This is a genomic window from Clostridium sp., from assembly GCF_017888565.1.
In the GTDB taxonomy this organism is placed as follows: domain Bacteria; phylum Bacillota; class Clostridia; order Clostridiales; family Clostridiaceae; genus Clostridium.
On sequence record NZ_JAGHFX010000028.1, the window covers coordinates 1 to 18,187 of the forward strand.

The window sequence follows — 18,187 nt, forward strand, 5'->3', positions numbered from 1 at the left end:
TAATATTAGATTTCAAAAAAGGTTAAAAAATATGGCTCCAATTAAATATCGAAGCCATTTTTGTAATTCACAATGATATATCCCTTTTAACAATGTCTACTTTTTAGGGGTCAGACCATTTCGCGAGGTCCTTTAGAAAAATAATAGGAAAGTATAAAATCAAGTCGCTAAGCTAATTCCTTTATAAAAATAATCTATTAACTTTTTCAGTAAATAGCTTTCTGTAATAGTCTCTTTTTATGTTATAATTATAGCAATTTGTGATTATATAAAGGTAATGATTTATAATAGAATTAGAAGTAAGTTTAATGAGGGGGAAATTAATAATAAATTTATTAAATATTGAAGTTTATTATTAAAGTGTGTATGAAAAATTTAAATGAAATAAAAGAAAAAATAAGTGAAGAAAGTAATAATGTATTGGATAAGGAGATAGATAAATCTTTATTAAAATATTTAACAGAAAATATTTTGGAGAATTATAAAACTTTTGATAAGGGACATGGGATAAAACATATAGCAACTGTAATAGATTCGTCAATTAAATTGTCAAAATATTTCCCGGTAAATAAAAATATGGTATTAACTATTGCAATATATCACGATTTAGGAATGAGTATAGATAGAAAAACTCATCAAATACATTCAAGAAATATGCTGATAAATGATATTAATCTAAAAAATTGGTTTACTAAAGAAGAACTTATATTAATGGGAGAAGCATGTGAGGATCATAGAGCATCAAATCCTCATGAACCACGAAGTGTATATGGATATATAATTTCCGATGCTGATAGAACAACGGATATATATGATATGATAGAAAGATGCTATAATTTTTCAAGAAAGAACTATAGTGATTTAAATGAAGATGAGACATATAGGAGAGTTTATTCACATTTAGTAGAAAAGTATGGTGAAGGTGGATATGCTAAATTTTATTTACAAGAAAGTAAAGAAGTAATAATGAAACCTTACATAGAAGCACAAGAAATTTTAAAAAAAGAAGAGGATTTCAGAAACTATTATAATAAAATAATATTAAATTAGAAGTTTTATGAAAATATTAATATTTTAAAGATAATTTCAAAATATTGACGTAGGTTAAATCCTACGTTTTTTTAATAGATTTTCATTGTGGATTATCTAATAGCCTTCTAATGCTTATTATATCTAGAATAATTCAAGCAATAGGGGCAGTAGCAATGGCGATGAATCAAGGGATAATTACAGAAACATTTACGTCTACAGAAAGAGGAAGAACTCTTGGAATGAAGGGAACAGCAGTAGCTTTAGGAACTATGGTAGGACCAACATTGGGAGGACTTATAGTATCAGTAGCGCCTTGGGAATATTATCTTTTGGAAGTGGAATATTCCAATAACCAAATAATTCATTGATAATGTCAACAGTAGATGAAACTAAGCTTGGAGTTGATGGAAGCATAAATGGGTTAGTAAGAAATTTAGGTACAACAACTGGAATAGCCATTTCAAAAAGTCTTTTATATAGTAGAATGAGTAGTAAAATTGGATATAAAGTTACAGGATATATATAAGGAAGGGCAGATAAATTTATATATGCTATGAGATTTGTATTTGTTGGAATAGAGGGTATTTGTTTAGTTGGAGCTATTTTAACATTACTTAGAGTTATAAATAAAGAAACAAATGCAGTAATATGATTAAATTTATAAAATACAAATATAAAGGAAAAATTTTTAAAGTAAAAAAAGTTGTTTGATAATGCTATAATATTACATTAATATAATATTATAGATATTATATAGAACATTTATAGAAATGTTAAAAGAATATATTAAATATATAAATGTTCTATATAAATAGCTAATAAACTTGGGGAAATAGTACTATTATGAAACTTTATAGTATAAAAAGGGGGAAAAATGAAAATTAATCTTTTGAAAGACAAAAACTTTTCACTTTTAATGTTTGGTAAAATAACATCTTCAATTGGGTCATATATGCAAAGTTTTGCATTATCACTATTTGTATTAAGCACAACGGGATCAGCATCTAAATTTGCATCTATACTTGCTGTTTCTTTAATTCCACAGCTAATATTAGCACCATTTGCTGGAGTAATAGTTGATTGGTTTGATAGAAAGAAAATTTTAATTGTTTTAGATCTGGCTAGTGGAGCGGTAGTAACGATATTTGCTATTATTTATTTTGTTTCAGGGGAAATGCCATTAATCTATATTTACATTTTAGTAATAACACTTTCTTTAATTTCTACTATAGATAATCCAACTCTTCAAACAATAATTCCTACCATAACCAAAAAAGAAGATTTAGTGGAAGCTAATGCTTTAAACTCACTTATAATGTCCATTGGAAATGTAATATCACCAGCTATTGCTGCAGTAGTTTATGGCGGTTTTGGATTAGAGGCAGTTTTTATAATAAATTCAATTTCATTTTTCATTTCAGCAATTTCGGAGTATTTCTTAGTTATTCCTAAAAATATCAAGGAAAAAGGTCAACTTTCTTTAAATAGTTTTATTATAGAGTTTAAAGAAGGAATAGGATTTATTAGAAAAAGAAAAGATATTATAAATATAATTAGCTTAGCAATGATTTTAAATTTTGCTTTTGGTGCTTTTACTATAGGAAGTACTTATATTAGTAAGATAATCCTTAAAGTTTCAGATTTTCAATTTGGTATAGTCGAGTCTATTGGAGTAATAGGAACGATAGTTTCAACCTTTTTTTTAGGATGGCTTTCTAAAAAGAATTCTATAGGAAAGAATATTTATAGTTGTTTAATGGTAGCATCAATAGTATTAGCAGGATATGCTGTGGTAGCTTTTGATTTTTTAGTCTCTATAGAGAATAGTAAAATTTATTTATATTCATTAATGTTAATAGTAACATTTACTGTGTGTTTATTTATAGCACTTTCAAATGCATTTTTAAATATAAATTTTCAACATATTGTTCCATTAGATTTTATGGGAAGGATATCAACAATTATGGGAACTGGCTGTATGATTGCAATGCCTTTAAGTAATATGATGTATGGATATCTTTTTGATAAAATAAGTGCGTCCAGTATATTTTTAATTTCATCTGGAGCAATGATTTTATCAATGCTTTCATATAAAAGAAAATTGATTACTATATCAATTGAATATGAAGAAGCAAAGTTAGTTGATACTGAGGAAATATAAAATTAAATGAGAGTATAAAATGAATAAATTATTTTAGGTATGGAGTCATCATATTTTGTAGATACAACTTATGAAGATAGGCAAAAGATGATTAATTACTTTAAAAAATATAATAAAGAAATATTAAACTTATCTTTATTTAAATTAAAAGAAATTCGATTAGTAGATGAGATAGGTCAAATAAAGATAAATGGTGAAATTCTAATGTTTACTTGTGTTAAATCAGATGAAAATAGTAGTGGGATAATTATAAATGGCATGAAGTATCATGGTCCAATCGCAGCATATCTATATGAAATGAAATTAGAAGTTATAGATAATGAATGTAAGTTGATAGAGATAAAAGAAAAAGGAGTTGCTTAAATATCAAAAATTTTATTATACATCTTATTGATACTGAGGATAGATAAAGTATAATTAGTTTTATATAAAAAGAAAGATATTGTATGGAAAGTAGTATTATCATGAACTGATGGAGTTTTATAATTCTATGTTTCAAGATACCGTTAAGAATTACCGTTGTTTGAGCGTATGCGAGTTAGGGTAATTTAGGTATTTTGAATAAGTAGAATTATAAAAACTCCCAGTGAATGATACTAACTACTTGAAATACAATATCTTTCTTTTATTTAAACGAATTAAAAGAAGCATCCGAAGGCATTCTCCAATCACCACGTGGGCTCAATGATATACTTCCAACTTTAGGTCCATCAGGTAAAGCACTTCTCTTAAATTGTTGTGTAAAGAATCTATAAATAAATTTATCAAGCCATTTAGATATTTCTTCTTTACTATAATCATCTTTAAATGCTTGCTCGGCAAGAAGCCTTATTCTTTCTTTTGAAGAACCATTCTTAATAAAGTGATATAGGAAGAAGTCGTGTAATTCATAAGGGCCAACTATATCTTCAGTTTTTTGTGTGATTTCTCCTTTATCGCTCTTAGGTAAAAGTTCAGGACTAACTGGAGTATCTAATATATCTAAAAGTGTATCTGAAACTTCAATAGTAGATTCCTTTTCTGCTACATATCTAACTAAATATCTAACAAGAGTTTTTGGTATTGATGGATTAACAGAATACATACTCATATGATCTCCATTATAAGTACACCATCCAAGAGCTAATTCAGAAAGATCTCCAGTTCCAATTAATAATCCACCTTCTTTATTAGCTAAATCCATAAGAATTTGAGTTCTTTCTCTAGCTTGAACATTTTCATAAGTAACATCATGAATATCTTTATCATGACCAATATCTTCAAAGTGTTGAAGAGCAGCTTTTACGATATTAATTTCTCTTAAATCACAACCTAATTCCTTACATAATGTTAAAGCATTATTATAAGTTCTATCAGTAGTTCCAAACCCAGGCATTGTAATAGTAACAATGTTTTTATTATCTAAACCTAGTAGTTCAAAAGTCTTAACTACTACAAGTAAAGCCAAAGTAGAGTCAAGTCCTCCTGAAATGCCTATAACAGCCTTTTTCAAGTTAGTATGTTCCATTCTTTTAGCTAAGGCAGCAGCCTGAATATTAAAGATTTCCTTGCATCTTTCTTCGCGTAATTTAGTATTAGAAGGAACGAAAGGATGCTTATCTACAAATCTATCGAAGTTATCTATTTTAATATTCTTATAATTAAAGTTTATTACTTCAGCTTCAAATGGAACTATTCTTGAAGCATCTCTAAAGCTTATATTTTTAAGTCTTTCACTATTTAATCTAAACACATCAACGCATGAGTAGATAATTTCATTGTTTCTTTGGAATCTTTCATTTTCTTTAAGCACAGTACCATTTTCAGCAATTAACATATGTCCACTAAATAAAAGATCTGTTGTGGATTCATGAACTCCAGCAGAAGAATAAATATAAGCAGACATACATCGAGCACTTTGATTAGATATAAGAGCTTCTCTATAATCTTTTTTACTTACAAGTTCATTAGAAGCTGAAAGATTTCCTATTATATTTGCACCAAGAAGTGAAAGGTAGGAACTTGGAGGGATTGTAACCCAAAGATCCTCACAAATTTCAAATCCAAAACTATATCTTCCAGAAGTAAAAATTAAATTAGTTCCAAATGGAACATCTTTTTGAAAAGGGAAATTCACTTTTTCATCTATTATTCCAAGACCTTCGCTAAACCAACGTTTTTCATAAAATTCACTATAGTTTGGAATATACGATTTTGGAACTATTCCAAGAAGTTTTCCATCAAATATTATGTAGGCGCAATTGAATAATACATTCTTAAAACTTAAGGGAGCTCCTATAGCAATTAGCATATCTAAACCAGTACTTTTTTTAATCAGTTTTTCTATTGCCAAGTTAGATTTTTCTAATAAGCTATATTGCATAAATAAATCACTACAAGTATATGAAGTAATAGCTAATTCAGGAAAAACTATTGATTTGGCCCCATCTTCAAATGCTTTATCTAAGCAAATGAATATATTTTCTAAATTATAGTCTATGTCTGCTACACGAGTAACTGGACATGCAGCTGCAACTTTTATAAAATCCATAAAATCTCTCCAATCCATATTAAATTAAACAATACTTAGTATATAAGTATTGTAACTCTTTTTTATATTTAAAATTCATAGTCATAATTAGATTTAAATAAAATAATTTTTTAATAAATAAAAGCTAATAATAAAAATAATTAGTAACTTTTAAAATACAATATTATAATTAATGGTTATAAAAATATAATTTTCTATGAAAGTCTAATATTCAACTATACTATAATAAATTTATGATAAATTAAGTTAATATTTTAGCACTTATAGCAAAATTGGAATAATATATAAATTAAATATTAATTTATAAAATTATATTAACTTTAGTATATTGTAAAGTTAATTATATAACTTGTTAAATGAAACATATATTTAAATAATAAAAGGAAAACTCTAGAAAATCAATGATAATAGAAGAAAGATGTACTTAAAAGCATTAAAGGTTATAATATACCGTATAAAAAGTTAAAAAAGATGTTGTAATAAAGTAAAAAGTATATTATAATGGTTTCATAAGTTAATCGAATTCAAATTTTTACTAATAAATGTTATAATATTCTTAAAGAATAAAGGAGGGGAAATAATGGGAACGGTAATTTTTTGGATTATAGTTGCAGCAGTAGTAATTGCTATAGATATAGCAACGAGTAATTTCTTATTTGCTTGGTTTGCTGTAGGAGCATTTGTTGCAATGATAGCTGATTTACTGGGAGTAACATTTGGGGTTCAAGTAGTACTTTTCTTAGTAGTAAATCTAATAACTGTTTCAATAGGTTATCCATGGGCTAAACGTAAGTTTAAAGAAGGTGTTAAACGTACACCTTTAATGGAAGAAAATTATATAGGAAGAGTTATGAAAGCAGAACAAGACATAGGAGATAGAGCTAAAATAAAAGTGGACGGAATATACTGGACTGTACAAAACTTAGGAGAAGTGATAAAGAAAGACGAAAGTTTTAAAATCACAGGTATAGAAGGTATTAAATTAATAATTAAAAAAGAGGAGGAAGTTTAGATGGATAATTTAGTAGGGTTAATAATTACAGGAGTAGTGGTACTTTTTGTATTAATAGTAATCTTATCATCAATTAAAATCGTAAACACAGGATACTTATATGTTGTAGAAAGATTTGGGCAATATCACAAAACCTTAGAACCAGGATGGCACTTCCTAATTCCTTTTGCAGATTTTGTTAGAAAGAAAGTTTCAACAAAACAACAAATTTTAGATGTACCACCGCAATCAGTTATTACAAAGGATAATGTTAAAATATCTGTAGATAATGTTATATTCTATAAGCTATTAAATGCTAAAGATGCTGTTTATAATATTGAAGATTATAGATCAGGTATAGTATATTCAGCAACAACTAATATGAGAAATATATTAGGTAATATGAGTTTAGATGAAATATTATCAGGAAGAGATAAAATTAACCAAGATCTTTTAAGCATTATTGATGAAGTTACAGATGCATATGGTATAAAGATACTTTCTGTTGAAATTAAAAATATAATTCCTCCAACAGAAATTCAAGAAGCTATGGAAAAGCAAATGAAGGCAGAAAGAAATAAGAGAGCTATGATTCTTGAAGCAGAAGGTCAAAGACAATCTCAAATTGAGAAGGCAGAAGGGGAAAAGAGATCTAAGATACTTGCAGCAGAAGCTGAAAAAGAAGCAAACATCAGAAGAGCTGAAGGTTTAAAAGAATCTCAATTGCTTGAAGCAGAAGGTAAAGCTAAGGCAATAGAAGAAATAGCTATAGCGGAATCAGAAGCTATTAGAAAGGTAAACCAAGCAATTATAGAATCAGGTACTAACGAAACAGTTATAGCTTTAAAACAAGTTGAAGCACTTAAGGAAATGGCTAATAATCCAGCTAATAAGCTTATATTACCAAATGAAACTTTATCTTCACTTGGAAGCATTGCAGCTATAGGTGAAATGCTTAAAGGAAGCAAAGAATAGAGTAAAATAGTGAAAAAATGAAAAGTGAAAGAGTTAAGGTAAAAAATCCCTAAGAGATTTTTGAATAAAGAATGATTCGTATAAGTTTAACTTTAAGCTTTGCGGAGCAAGATATCCTTAACTTTTTCGCTTTTCTATTTTACTATAAACTTTTTTTCTTTAGAAATTATTTATAGGTATTATGGTTATAGAAAAGGGGAAAGGCTATGTATAAATATAGAAAACATTTGAGAGGATCATTCTTAAATTATTGTGTCGGCTTAATTATTTTTTTTAGTTTTATATTTTTGGGAGTTTTTGGAGCTATATTATCAGAAGGTGAGAAACTTAAAAATATAGATTTTGTGTTAATTGTATATATAATAGTAGGTATGTTTGTTTTAATATTACTTGAATTTACATTATTATATTTTTTACTTTTGAAAAGATTTAAATACATTAATGTTACATTAACTGATGATGCAATAATTTATATTAATAAAAACAAAAAAAAAATAATACCTTATGATGAAATTAAACAAATAAGATATCCATCTATTAAGTACACTGGAGGATGGATGGAAGTTAAGTATAACGGAGGTAAAATTCGATTAACTGTAGTTCTTGAGAAAATTGGAGAGTTTATGTATCAGTTAAAAGAAATATTAGATGAGCGTGGGAAAAGTAATGTGTATAATGAAAAGAAAAGTTTTAGTTTTTTTAAAACAGCATCTTTTTCTGATGAAAGTTGGGATAGGTTATATAAAAATATTAAATATATAATAATTATGGAATATGTATCATTATTAACTACAATTATTCTCGCTTTTTTTGGTATGATTCAATATAGTGGATTTGCAATTATAGTAGGTATTTTTGCTCCTATCATTGGCTATATTTTTACTGAAATTATAATAGGAATTAGAGTTTCTAAAAGAGTAGTTGATGGAGAATTTAAACTTATAGCAAGAGATTCGAATAAAGAGAAAAAGATGATGAAAGTATCTATTGCAACGTCTGTTATAATATGTGCATTTATAATGATTTTTATTAGTTAATTAATGTGTAATAAATTTCGTTTTATTTCAAAAGATATAATATAATATAAAATAATCTGGAGAGATAAAATATGAGAAGTTTAATCAAAAGAAAAGTAAATCTATTTTTATTATTATTTTTAATGTTAGTATTATTTATAACAAGCATAGATATAAAATCTATATCTGCTGGAGTTAAAAATGATAGCTACAATAGAGAGTTAGCACGGGAATATGCTCTAAAATGGGCAACATCATCAAACAGTAAATATTATAATTATGTAAATGATGGTGGAGATTGCACTAATTTCGTATCCCAAGTTTTAAGAGCTGGGGGAATAGAGTTTGTTGGATCTAAAGAAACTGCAACAAGTATAAAGTCTTGGTTTTATTATTCTTCTAATCTACCTAATAGAAGTTCAACATGGACAGCAGCACAACCATTTCATTTGCATTTTGGAAAAGAATATAAAAGAGCTCATTCATATAAAGAATATAAAATAATAGATGCATTAGTAAAATGGGATGAAATTTATCGAAGCTTATTACCAGGAGATATAGTTCAGTATTCTAGACCGAATAATATTACATTTCATTCACAAGCTATTACTGATTTAATAGATAAAAATCAAACTATATATTTTTGTCAACATTCTAATTCTATGGAGAATTTTAGAAGGAATGGAAACCTTAGATATTATTTAATGGGAAAACCAAATGATTACAACTTTTATGTATATAAGATAAAAGATGATAATAAAAGAACATCAGTTGAATTAAATTATAATATTATAGACAACATAAATAATAATAAAACAGATGAAGATTATAAAAAAGAATTAATTGAAGCTATAGATATAATTAAGTTAAGTTTAGATGATACAAGATTTGATAACGAAGAAAATAATAGTGAAGAAACCAATGAATTTATTAGAAAAATGGAAAATAGAATAGAAGAAGTAGAATTATATATGAACTCTAGAGACAAAACTTCAAAAGAGTTATTAGAAAGGTTATGTGATAGAGAAGGATTATAGTACAGAATAGTATAGATAAAATTAATTATATTTATATGTAAATTTAAATTCTTATGAAACAGGGAATATAAATGTAGAAATATGATAAGAATAAAAAATGACCCGATAGGGTTACGTAGGTTTCTTTGCCGGTAGCTAAAACTACCGGTATTTTTTTGAAAATAAATAAAAAAAGTAGTAGATTTTTTTATTTAAGTATGTTATTATGAATAAGTAGTCAAGAAGACTAATAATATTTTGTTTAAAGATTTTGAAAGATAATGATATTCTCCGTTATAGAGATTAGTAGTTACTTGAATAGTCTTTAGAATGGAGGATTTAAAATGGAAGATAAGAAATTAGTATGTAAAGATTGTGGTTCAGAATTCGTATTCACAGTAGGAGAACAAGAATTCTACAAAGAAAAAGGATTTGACAACGAACCAGTAAGATGTGCTGATTGTAGAAGAGCAAGAAAAGCTCAAAACAACAGAAGATAGTTATTACTAATTTAAGCTATAGGTTTTCTATAGCTTTTATTTTTTTTATTTTTCAAGATATATAGTATATTATATAGCTTGAAAAATATTAATATATATTAACGTATAAATATTAAATTATTAATTAATCTATTAAAAACTACTAGCAAAGAAAATAAAAATATGATAAAATACAGTAGTAGGTCATAAGACTTAGAAATATTTGTTTAAAGATTGAATAGAAATTAGCTTTCTCCATTGTAGAGATTTGTTGATTATATTGGTCTTTAGAATGGAGGATTTAAAATGGAAGATAAGAAAATAATTTGTAAAGATTGCGGTAAAGAATTCGTATTCACAGTAGGAGAACAAGAATTCTACAAAGAAAAAGGATTCGATAACGAACCAGTAAGATGTATTGATTGCAGAAGAGCAAGAAAAGCTCAAAACAACAGAAGATAGTTAACTGAAGACTGTAGGATTTTCCTACAGTCTTTTTATTTTTCTAATCTTTAAATCCATAAGTTGAAGTTCTTGTTGCATGTAATGCTTCATTAACATTTGCTAAAGTATCTTGAATAAGTTGCTTATTGTCGTCTTGTTCTACAGATTTAATAGCATCATGCAATAATTGCTGAGCATGCGTAACATCAGAAAGAGCACATTTTAATTGATCTTTTGCATTTGTCTTATGTCCCATATTAAATACCTCCTCCTAATCTTTATAATTCTTCAAAGCAGTTTGTGCAGAATCTACAGCACTACCTATAGCTTCAAGTGCAGTATGAATTTCATTTCTATTATGATTTTCTTCTGCATGTAAATAAGCAGTGTTTAGATGCTTTTGACATGAGCAAAGTTCATCTAAAGCTATTAATAAATTTTCTTTTGCATTGTGCTTCATATTAACACCACCTTAAATTATATCCTTATTAGTTTGTGTAGAAATGATATTTAAATAACAAATATTAAAAAATAACTTAAAATAATTAATAGATAAATTGGGAAAAAATAGATATTAGTTGATTTGCAAGTTAATACAAAATATAAATGTAACAATATATAATATTATTCGTTGTGTTGCGAAAAATAATATAAAAATCATATTTAAAGTTGACAATACTGTAACAAAGTGGTAATCTTTTAACATAAATACGAAAAATAAATATTGATATAATAAAAATATTCGTAAATGCAATTGTGGGATTAATTAGCTTGGGAGGTATGAAGGTTGAAGGTGAGATGTATATTTGTAGAGAAAAAAAGAAACTTCGATGTTGAAGGAAAGAGTTTGCTTGAAGATTTTAAAAATAATTTAGGAATTAATTCTTTAGAAAAAGTTAGACTTGTAAATAAATATACTCTAGGGGAAATGAAAGAAGAGTATTATAAAAAAGCTCTTTATACAATATTTTCGGAAAGAACTGTAGATAATGTTTACGAAAATAATTTTGAAGTGAAAAATAATGAAGTAGCTTTTGGTGTTGAATATCTACCAGGTCAATATGATCAAAGAGCAGATTCGGCTTCAGAGTGCTATCAATTATTGACTTCAGGAGAAAAAATAGAGGTTAAATGGACAAAAATAATAGTATTAAAAGGTGCATTATCAAATATTGAGGTAGAAAAAATCAAAAATTATTATATAAATCCAGTTGATTCAAGGGAAGTAAATTTAGATAGCTTAGAATTATCATCAAAACTTCCAGAGCCAAAAGATGTGAAAATATTAAGTGGATTTACTGATAAAAGTGATAAAGAAATAGAGGCTTTACATAGTAGTATGGGGCTTGCTATGAGCCTAAATGATATAAAACTTATAAGAGATTACTTTAAAGAAGAAAATAGAGACCCAAGCATTACAGAGATAAAAGTTATAGATACATATTGGTCAGACCATTGCAGACATACAACATTTTCAACAGCTATTGAAAATGTTGTTATTGAAGAAGGACTTTATACAAAACCAATAATGAAATCTTATGAAGAGTATGTAAAGTCAAGAAATTTTGTTTATGGTGAAACTGATAGAGATGAAACATTAATGGATATTGCAGTTATAACAATGAAGGAAATGAGAAAGAGAGGACTTTTAGAAGATTTAGATGTATCTGATGAAATAAATGCTTGTTCAATCAATGTGAATATAGAAACTAACAATGGAATAGAAGAATATCTAGTAATGTTTAAAAATGAAACGCACAATCATCCAACTGAAATAGAACCATTTGGTGGTGCAGCTACATGTCTTGGTGGTGCAATTAGAGATCCGTTATCAGGAAGAACGTATGTCTATCAAGCAATGAGGGTTACAGGAGCTGCAGATCCAACTGTTAATATAGAAAAAACATTAAAAGGAAAATTACCTCAAAGAACTATAACTTTAGGAGCAGCTCATGGATACAGTTCATATGGAAATCAAATAGGGCTTGCTACAGGGCAAGTTGCAGAAATATATCATCCTAATTATGTTGCAAAAAGAATGGAAATTGGAGCTGTTATTGCAGCAGCACCTAAAGAAAATGTGGTTAGAGAAGTGCCTAGAGCAGGAGATGTTGTAATTCTTTTAGGGGGAAGAACTGGAAGAGATGGATTAGGTGGAGCAACGGGATCATCTAAAGAACATACAGAAGATTCAATTAATGAGTGTGGAGCAGAAGTTCAAAAGGGTAATCCTCCTACAGAAAGAAAGATTCAAAGATTATTTAGAAATTCAGAAGTTTCAAAGATGATAAAAAGATGTAATGATTTTGGAGCAGGCGGAGTATCAGTTGCAATTGGAGAATTAACAAGAGGTTTAGATATAGATTTAGATAAAGTTCCTAAAAAGTATAAAGGATTAGATGGAACAGAAATTGCTATCTCAGAATCACAAGAAAGAATGGCAGTTGTAATTTGTAAGGAAGATGAAAAAAGATTTATAGATTTATGTTCAGAAGAAAATTTAGAGGCAGTTAAAGTTGCAGATGTAACTGACAATGAAAGACTTAGAATGTTCTGGAGAGGAACAAAAATTGTAGATTTAAAAAGAGAATTCTTAGATACAAATGGGGCAAGACAAACGACAGAAGTAGAAGTGAAATCTCCAAAGGATTATCCATTTAACGTAAAAGATGTAGATGTAAAAGAAGAATGGATTAATACATTAAAAAAATTAAATGTATCAATGCAAAAGGGATTAGTTGAAAGATTTGATTCAACTATAGGAGCTGGAACTGTGCTTATGCCTTTTGGTGGTAAGTATCAAACAACACCAGCAGAAGGTATGGCAGCTAAGATACCAGTTTTAAATGGAGAAAGTAAAGATGCAACATTAATGACGTATGGATTTAATCCAGACATGGGAATGTGGAGTCCTTATCATATGGCATATTATTCAGTAATAGAAGCAGTAACAAAACTTTCGGCTATGGGTGGAAATTATAAAAAAGCAAGACTTACATTACAAGAGTATTTTGAGAGATTGGGAAAAGATAAAAATAAATGGGCAAAACCTTTTTCAGCATTACTTGGAGCATATCAAGCACAAATGGACTTAGGAATACCTGCAATTGGAGGAAAGGATTCTATGTCAGGTACATTTGGGGATTTAGATGTACCTCCATCATTAGTAGCTTTTGCAGTTGATGTTAGTAAAGCTAAAGATATTATATCTCCAGAATTTAAAAATAATAATTCTAAAATAGTACTTTTAATAGCTGAAAAAAATGAAGATATGACATTAAAGGTAGATGGATATAAGAAGAACTTAGAAAAGTTACATGAACTTATTTTAGATAAAAAGGTTATTTCTGCATCATCAGTAAAATTTGGTGGAGTAGCAGAAGCTTTAACGAAGATGAGTTTAGGAAATGGAATTGGGGTAGAGCTTGAAGGATTAAGTAAAGAAGAGTTATTTGGACTTAATTATGGAAGTTTAGTTTTAGAAATTAAAAATGGTGTTGAAATAGAAAAAGAATTTAATGGTTGCGCTTATAAAGTAATAGGTAATACAACAAGAAATAGGGCTATAGTTTCAAATGAATATGACATTAATTTTGATATAGAGGCTTTAGAAAATATATTAGAAGAAAAGTTATCAAGTGTATTTAAAATAAAAACAGAAGATAAAAAAGAAATAATTGAAACAGTATTATATGAAACTAAGGAAATAAAAACACCTTTAATAAAGGTTGCAAAACCAAAAGTGTTTATTCCGGTTTTCCCTGGAACAAATTGTGAGTATGATTGTGCAAGAGCTTTTAATAATGAAGGTGCAGAGGTTTCAGAACTTGTTTTAAATAATATGAATAAGGATTTATTAAATCAATCAATTTTAGAAATGGAAAAAAGTATAAGAGAAAGTCAAATAATTATGTTACCAGGTGGATTTTCAGCTGGAGATGAACCAGATGGATCAGGTAAATTTATAGCAACAGTATTTAGAAATGAAAGAATCAAAGATGCTGTAATGGATCTATTAAAAAATAGAGATGGATTAATGCTTGGTATATGCAATGGCTTCCAAGCACTGATAAAACTAGGCCTAGTACCTTATGGTGAAATTGTAGATATAGAAGAAGATATGGCAACACTAACTTACAATGAAATCAATAGACATATGAGTTCAATAGTTAGAACTAAAATAGTATCTAATAAATCACCATGGTTTAATGAAGTAAAACTAGGAGATATACATTCAATTGCAATTTCTCATGGAGAAGGAAGATTTGTTGCTCCAAGAAATTTAATAGATAAGTTAAGAGAAAATGGACAAATAGCAACACAATATGTTGATTTAAATGGTGAAATATCTCTTGATATGCCTTTTAATCCAAATGGTTCAATGTTAGGGATAGAAGGAATAACAAGCCCAGATGGGAGAATACTTGGTAAAATGGGACATTCAGAAAGAATAGGAGAAAACCTATATAAAAATGTTCCAGGAAACTTTGATCAAAAGATATTCAAAGCAGGAGTGAAGTACTTTCTTTAATTCAAAAAGGTAATAAATTATGAATATAAAGGCTACGATAACTAGATATGTTCCATAAGCTAAATAGCTGTGTAAAGAAGTACTAGGCTTGTAAAAACTACTAAGCCAAGAGTTTGGCTTAACTCGCTGTGCTCAAACAAACCAACAACACTAAGGCCTAGTAGTTTTTTCTTGACCAACTACTTCTAATTGCTCGCTATATACTTATTTCACATATTCTATTTATCTTCGTCAACTTATATTTCTCAATTTAAATTACTGAATGGAAAATTAGTCTCATTAAGGTTAATTTACAATTTAAAATTAATTCTAATTAAAAAAATTCAGCTTATTGAATTTTATCAATAATTCTCAAATTTTAATTTGAAAGGGTGTATCTATATGAAGGTAGCTATATTTTTTGGAAGTAAATCTGATACTGACGTTATGAAGGGAGCTGCTAATTGTTTAAGAGAGTTTGGAGTTGAATTTAAAGCTTATGTATTATCAGCTCATAGAGTTCCTGAAAAGTTAACGGAAACTTTAAAGGAAGCTGAAGAAAATGGGTGTGAAGTTGTTATTGCAGGAGCTGGACTTGCAGCTCACCTACCTGGTGTTATAGCATCTCAAACTATTATGCCTGTAATAGGAGTTCCAATAAAAGGAGCTGTTGAAGGGTTAGATGCTTTATTTTCAATAGTTCAAATGCCAAAATCAATTCCAGTTGCAACAGTTGGAATTAATAACAGTTATAATGCTGGAATGCTTGCAGTACAAATGCTTGCTATAAAGGATAGTTCATTAAGAGAAAAATTAAATAAATTTAGAGTAGATATGAAAATTAAGTTTATAGAAGAAAATGGAGAAGGAGTAGATTTATAATGGAAAAACTAGAAATGATGTATGAAGGAAAAGCAAAAAAAATATATGCTACAGATAAAGCAGATGAAGTTATTGTTTATTATAAAGATGATGCAACTGCATTTAATGGAGAAAAGAAAGGCCAAATTGAAGATAAAGGCGCTTTAAATAATGCAATTACTTCAATGATATTTGAAATGCTAAATGAAAATGGAATAAAGACACACTTTATAGAAAAGTTAAATGAAAGAGAGCAACTTTGTAAGAAAGTTGAAATAGTACCTTTAGAAGTAATAGTTAGAAATGTAGCAGCCGGGTCAATGGCTAAAAGATTGGGGTTAGAAGAGGGATTTGAACTTAAAACTACAGTATTTGAATTATCATATAAAGACGATTCACTAGGAGATCCGTTAATAAATGACTATCATGCAGTAGGAATTGGAGCAACTACATTTGAAGAGTTAAACAAAATCTATGAAATGACTGCTAAAATTAATGAATTATTAAAAGAATTTTTCATAAAGCAAAATATAAAATTAATAGATTTTAAATTAGAATTTGGAAGATGCGATGGAGAAATTATATTAGCAGACGAAATTTCACCAGATACATGCAGATTCTGGGATGCAACAACAGGAGAAAAATTAGACAAGGATAGATTCAGAAGAGACCTTGGAAATGTAAAAGATGCGTATGTTGAGATATTAAACAGAATAAAGAAATAATTAACGTTGGGGGTGTTGTTTTGAGTTCGAATTTAATTTTTGATCCGGCTAATGATAAATTTAAGGATGAATGTGGGGTTTTTGGTGTTTATGTAAATAAGCCTATGGATGTTGCATCTATGACTTATTACGGGTTATATGCACTTCAGCATAGAGGACAAGAAAGTGCTGGGATAGCTGTAGCAAATGGGGAAGGCGTTGATATTCATAAAGGAATGGGGCTTATAACAGAGGCTTTCTCTAAAGATGATTTAAATAGGCTTAAAGGTTTTGCAGCAATAGGACATGTTAGATATTCTACATGTGGAGATACTAGAATTGAAAATGCACAGCCATTACTTAGTCAAAGTAAGCTTGGTTCAATAGCAATGGCTCATAATGGTACTTTAGTAAATGCTGATGTAATTAGAGAACTTTTAGAGGATGGAGGGCATGTCTTTCATACATCAATAGATTCAGAAGTTATAGCAAATCTTATAGCAAGGGGAGCTAAAAAGGGGATTGAAAAGGCAATCTATGATGCTATCCAAGCAATAAGAGGATCTTTTGCAATGGTAATTTTGACAAAGGATAAACTTATAGGAGTTAGAGATCCACATGGAATTAGACCTTTATGTCTTGGTAAGACAGAGGAAGGATATGTATTATCATCAGAAAGTTGTGCTTTAGATGCAATAGGAGCAGAGTTAATTAGAGATGTAGAGCCAGGAGAAATAATTGTTATAGATGATAATGGAATTAAATCATATAAGTATTCAGAAAATACACAATGTCAAACATGTGCTTTTGAATATATTTATTTTGCTAGACCAGATTCAACTATAGATGGGTTAGATGTGCATGAGTCAAGAGTTAGAGCAGGAGAACAATTATTTAGAGAATATAAAATAGATGCAGATGTTGTAGTAGCAGTCCCAGATTCAGGAATACCGTCAGCTATAGGATATTCAAAAGCTTCAGGAATACCTTATGATACTGGATTTGTAAAAAATAGATATGTAGGTAGAACTTTTATAACACCTTCTCAAGAAATTAGAGAGCGAGCTGTAGCAGTAAAGTTAAATCCACTTAAAGTAAATATAAGAGGAAAAAGAGTTGTACTAATTGATGATTCAATAGTGAGAGGTACAACATCAAAGCATTTAGTTGATTCTCTAAGACGAGCAGGGGCAGAAGAGGTGCATTTTTTAGTAGCCTCACCAATAGTTAAATTTCCTTGCTATTTTGGAATAGATACTCCATATAGAAGTGAACTCATAGGAGCAAAAAAATCAATTGAAGAAATAAGAGAAGCAATAGGATGCGATAGCTTAGGTTATTTAAGTATGGAAGGTATGTATAGTTGCTTTAAAGAAAACTGTGGATATTGTGTTGGTTGCTTTAATGGAATATATCCAGTAGCAACACCTATAGAAGGAGCAAAATAAAGGCTGAAAGGTAGTGTTTT

18 protein-coding genes are annotated in these 18,187 nt (G+C 28.4%); 15 read left to right on the forward strand and 3 right to left on the reverse strand.

Translation table 11 applies throughout. The features are described from left to right. Window positions 1-366: 366 nt before the first annotated feature. The 5 genes from J7M87_RS04885 (at window position 367) to J7M87_RS04905 (ending at window position 3,556) form a co-directional block, all read left to right on the forward strand. Window positions 367-1,050 (forward strand): HD domain-containing protein, encoded by a 684-nt coding sequence (locus tag J7M87_RS04885; RefSeq protein WP_291649241.1) that lies wholly within the window; start codon window positions 367-369, stop codon window positions 1,048-1,050. 110 nt (window positions 1,051-1,160) lie between these two features. Next, window positions 1,161-1,400 (forward strand): MFS transporter, encoded by a 240-nt coding sequence (locus J7M87_RS04890; RefSeq protein ID WP_291649243.1) that lies wholly within the window; start codon window positions 1,161-1,163, stop codon window positions 1,398-1,400. 2 nt (window positions 1,401-1,402) lie between these two features. Continuing rightward, window positions 1,403-1,558: a hypothetical protein gene (locus J7M87_RS04895; protein ID WP_291649245.1), complete on the forward strand. Its 156-nt coding sequence runs from the start codon at window positions 1,403-1,405 to the stop codon at window positions 1,556-1,558. A gap of 348 nt (window positions 1,559-1,906) precedes the next feature. After that, window positions 1,907-3,193 (forward strand): MFS transporter, encoded by a 1,287-nt coding sequence (locus J7M87_RS04900; protein ID WP_291649247.1) that lies wholly within the window; start codon window positions 1,907-1,909, stop codon window positions 3,191-3,193. Window positions 3,194-3,232: 39 nt separating this feature from the next. After that, the gene (locus J7M87_RS04905) at window positions 3,233-3,556 is read left to right on the forward strand and encodes a hypothetical protein (protein ID WP_291649249.1); all 324 of its coding nucleotides are present in this window, start codon (window positions 3,233-3,235) and stop codon (window positions 3,554-3,556) included. A gap of 262 nt (window positions 3,557-3,818) precedes the next feature. Here the strand turns inward: J7M87_RS04905 and J7M87_RS04910 are convergent, their stop codons facing one another. Continuing rightward, window positions 3,819-5,723 carry an NAD(+) synthase gene (locus J7M87_RS04910; RefSeq protein ID WP_291649251.1) on the reverse strand — a complete coding sequence of 635 codons (1,905 nt, stop codon included), beginning with the start codon at window positions 5,721-5,723 and terminating at the stop codon, window positions 3,819-3,821. Between the two features lie 580 nt (window positions 5,724-6,303). Here J7M87_RS04910 and J7M87_RS04915 point away from each other — a divergent pair. From J7M87_RS04915 to J7M87_RS04940, 6 genes are all read left to right on the forward strand, one after another. Beyond that, window positions 6,304-6,735: an NfeD family protein gene (locus J7M87_RS04915; protein WP_291649253.1), complete on the forward strand. Its 432-nt coding sequence runs from the start codon at window positions 6,304-6,306 to the stop codon at window positions 6,733-6,735. Continuing rightward, a complete protein-coding gene (locus J7M87_RS04920; RefSeq protein WP_291649255.1) occupies window positions 6,736-7,689 on the forward strand; it encodes an SPFH domain-containing protein in 954 nt (317 codons plus the stop codon). Between the two features lie 206 nt (window positions 7,690-7,895). Next, entirely contained in the window at window positions 7,896-8,726 is an 831-nt protein-coding gene (locus J7M87_RS04925; RefSeq protein WP_291649256.1) for a hypothetical protein, read from the forward strand. 71 nt (window positions 8,727-8,797) lie between these two features. After that, window positions 8,798-9,742, forward strand: coding sequence for an amidase domain-containing protein (locus J7M87_RS04930; RefSeq protein ID WP_291649257.1), 945 nt, complete (start codon window positions 8,798-8,800; stop codon window positions 9,740-9,742). A gap of 323 nt (window positions 9,743-10,065) precedes the next feature. Beyond that, window positions 10,066-10,221 carry a zinc-ribbon domain-containing protein gene (locus tag J7M87_RS04935; protein ID WP_008677522.1) on the forward strand — a complete coding sequence of 52 codons (156 nt, stop codon included), beginning with the start codon at window positions 10,066-10,068 and terminating at the stop codon, window positions 10,219-10,221. A gap of 285 nt (window positions 10,222-10,506) precedes the next feature. Then, window positions 10,507-10,662, forward strand: coding sequence for a zinc-ribbon domain-containing protein (locus J7M87_RS04940; RefSeq protein ID WP_008677523.1), 156 nt, complete (start codon window positions 10,507-10,509; stop codon window positions 10,660-10,662). 43 nt (window positions 10,663-10,705) lie between these two features. Here J7M87_RS04940 and J7M87_RS04945 read toward each other — a convergent pair whose 3' ends face one another. Further along, window positions 10,706-10,900 carry a hypothetical protein gene (locus J7M87_RS04945; protein WP_291649265.1) on the reverse strand — a complete coding sequence of 65 codons (195 nt, stop codon included), beginning with the start codon at window positions 10,898-10,900 and terminating at the stop codon, window positions 10,706-10,708. A 15-nt stretch (window positions 10,901-10,915) separates the two neighbouring features. Beyond that, window positions 10,916-11,104, reverse strand: a complete 189-nt coding sequence (locus J7M87_RS04950) for a hypothetical protein (protein WP_291649266.1) — start codon at window positions 11,102-11,104, stop codon at window positions 10,916-10,918. A 327-nt stretch (window positions 11,105-11,431) separates the two neighbouring features. On the opposite strand from J7M87_RS04950, the gene J7M87_RS04955 reads away from it, so the two are divergent. The 4 genes from J7M87_RS04955 (at window position 11,432) to purF (ending at window position 18,167) form a co-directional block, all read left to right on the forward strand. After that, entirely contained in the window at window positions 11,432-15,175 is a 3,744-nt protein-coding gene (locus tag J7M87_RS04955; RefSeq protein WP_291649267.1) for a phosphoribosylformylglycinamidine synthase, read from the forward strand. A 381-nt stretch (window positions 15,176-15,556) separates the two neighbouring features. Continuing rightward, window positions 15,557-16,036 carry a 5-(carboxyamino)imidazole ribonucleotide mutase gene (purE, locus tag J7M87_RS04960; RefSeq protein WP_291649268.1) on the forward strand — a complete coding sequence of 160 codons (480 nt, stop codon included), beginning with the start codon at window positions 15,557-15,559 and terminating at the stop codon, window positions 16,034-16,036. Then, on the forward strand, window positions 16,036-16,740 hold the full coding sequence (gene purC, locus J7M87_RS04965; RefSeq protein ID WP_291649269.1) for a phosphoribosylaminoimidazolesuccinocarboxamide synthase: 705 nt from the start codon (window positions 16,036-16,038) through the stop codon (window positions 16,738-16,740). The genes purE and purC overlap by 1 nt, the downstream gene beginning before the upstream one ends. A 20-nt stretch (window positions 16,741-16,760) precedes the next feature. After that, window positions 16,761-18,167, forward strand: a complete 1,407-nt coding sequence (purF, locus tag J7M87_RS04970) for an amidophosphoribosyltransferase (RefSeq protein ID WP_291649270.1) — start codon at window positions 16,761-16,763, stop codon at window positions 18,165-18,167. The last annotated feature ends 20 nt before the right edge of the window (window positions 18,168-18,187 follow it).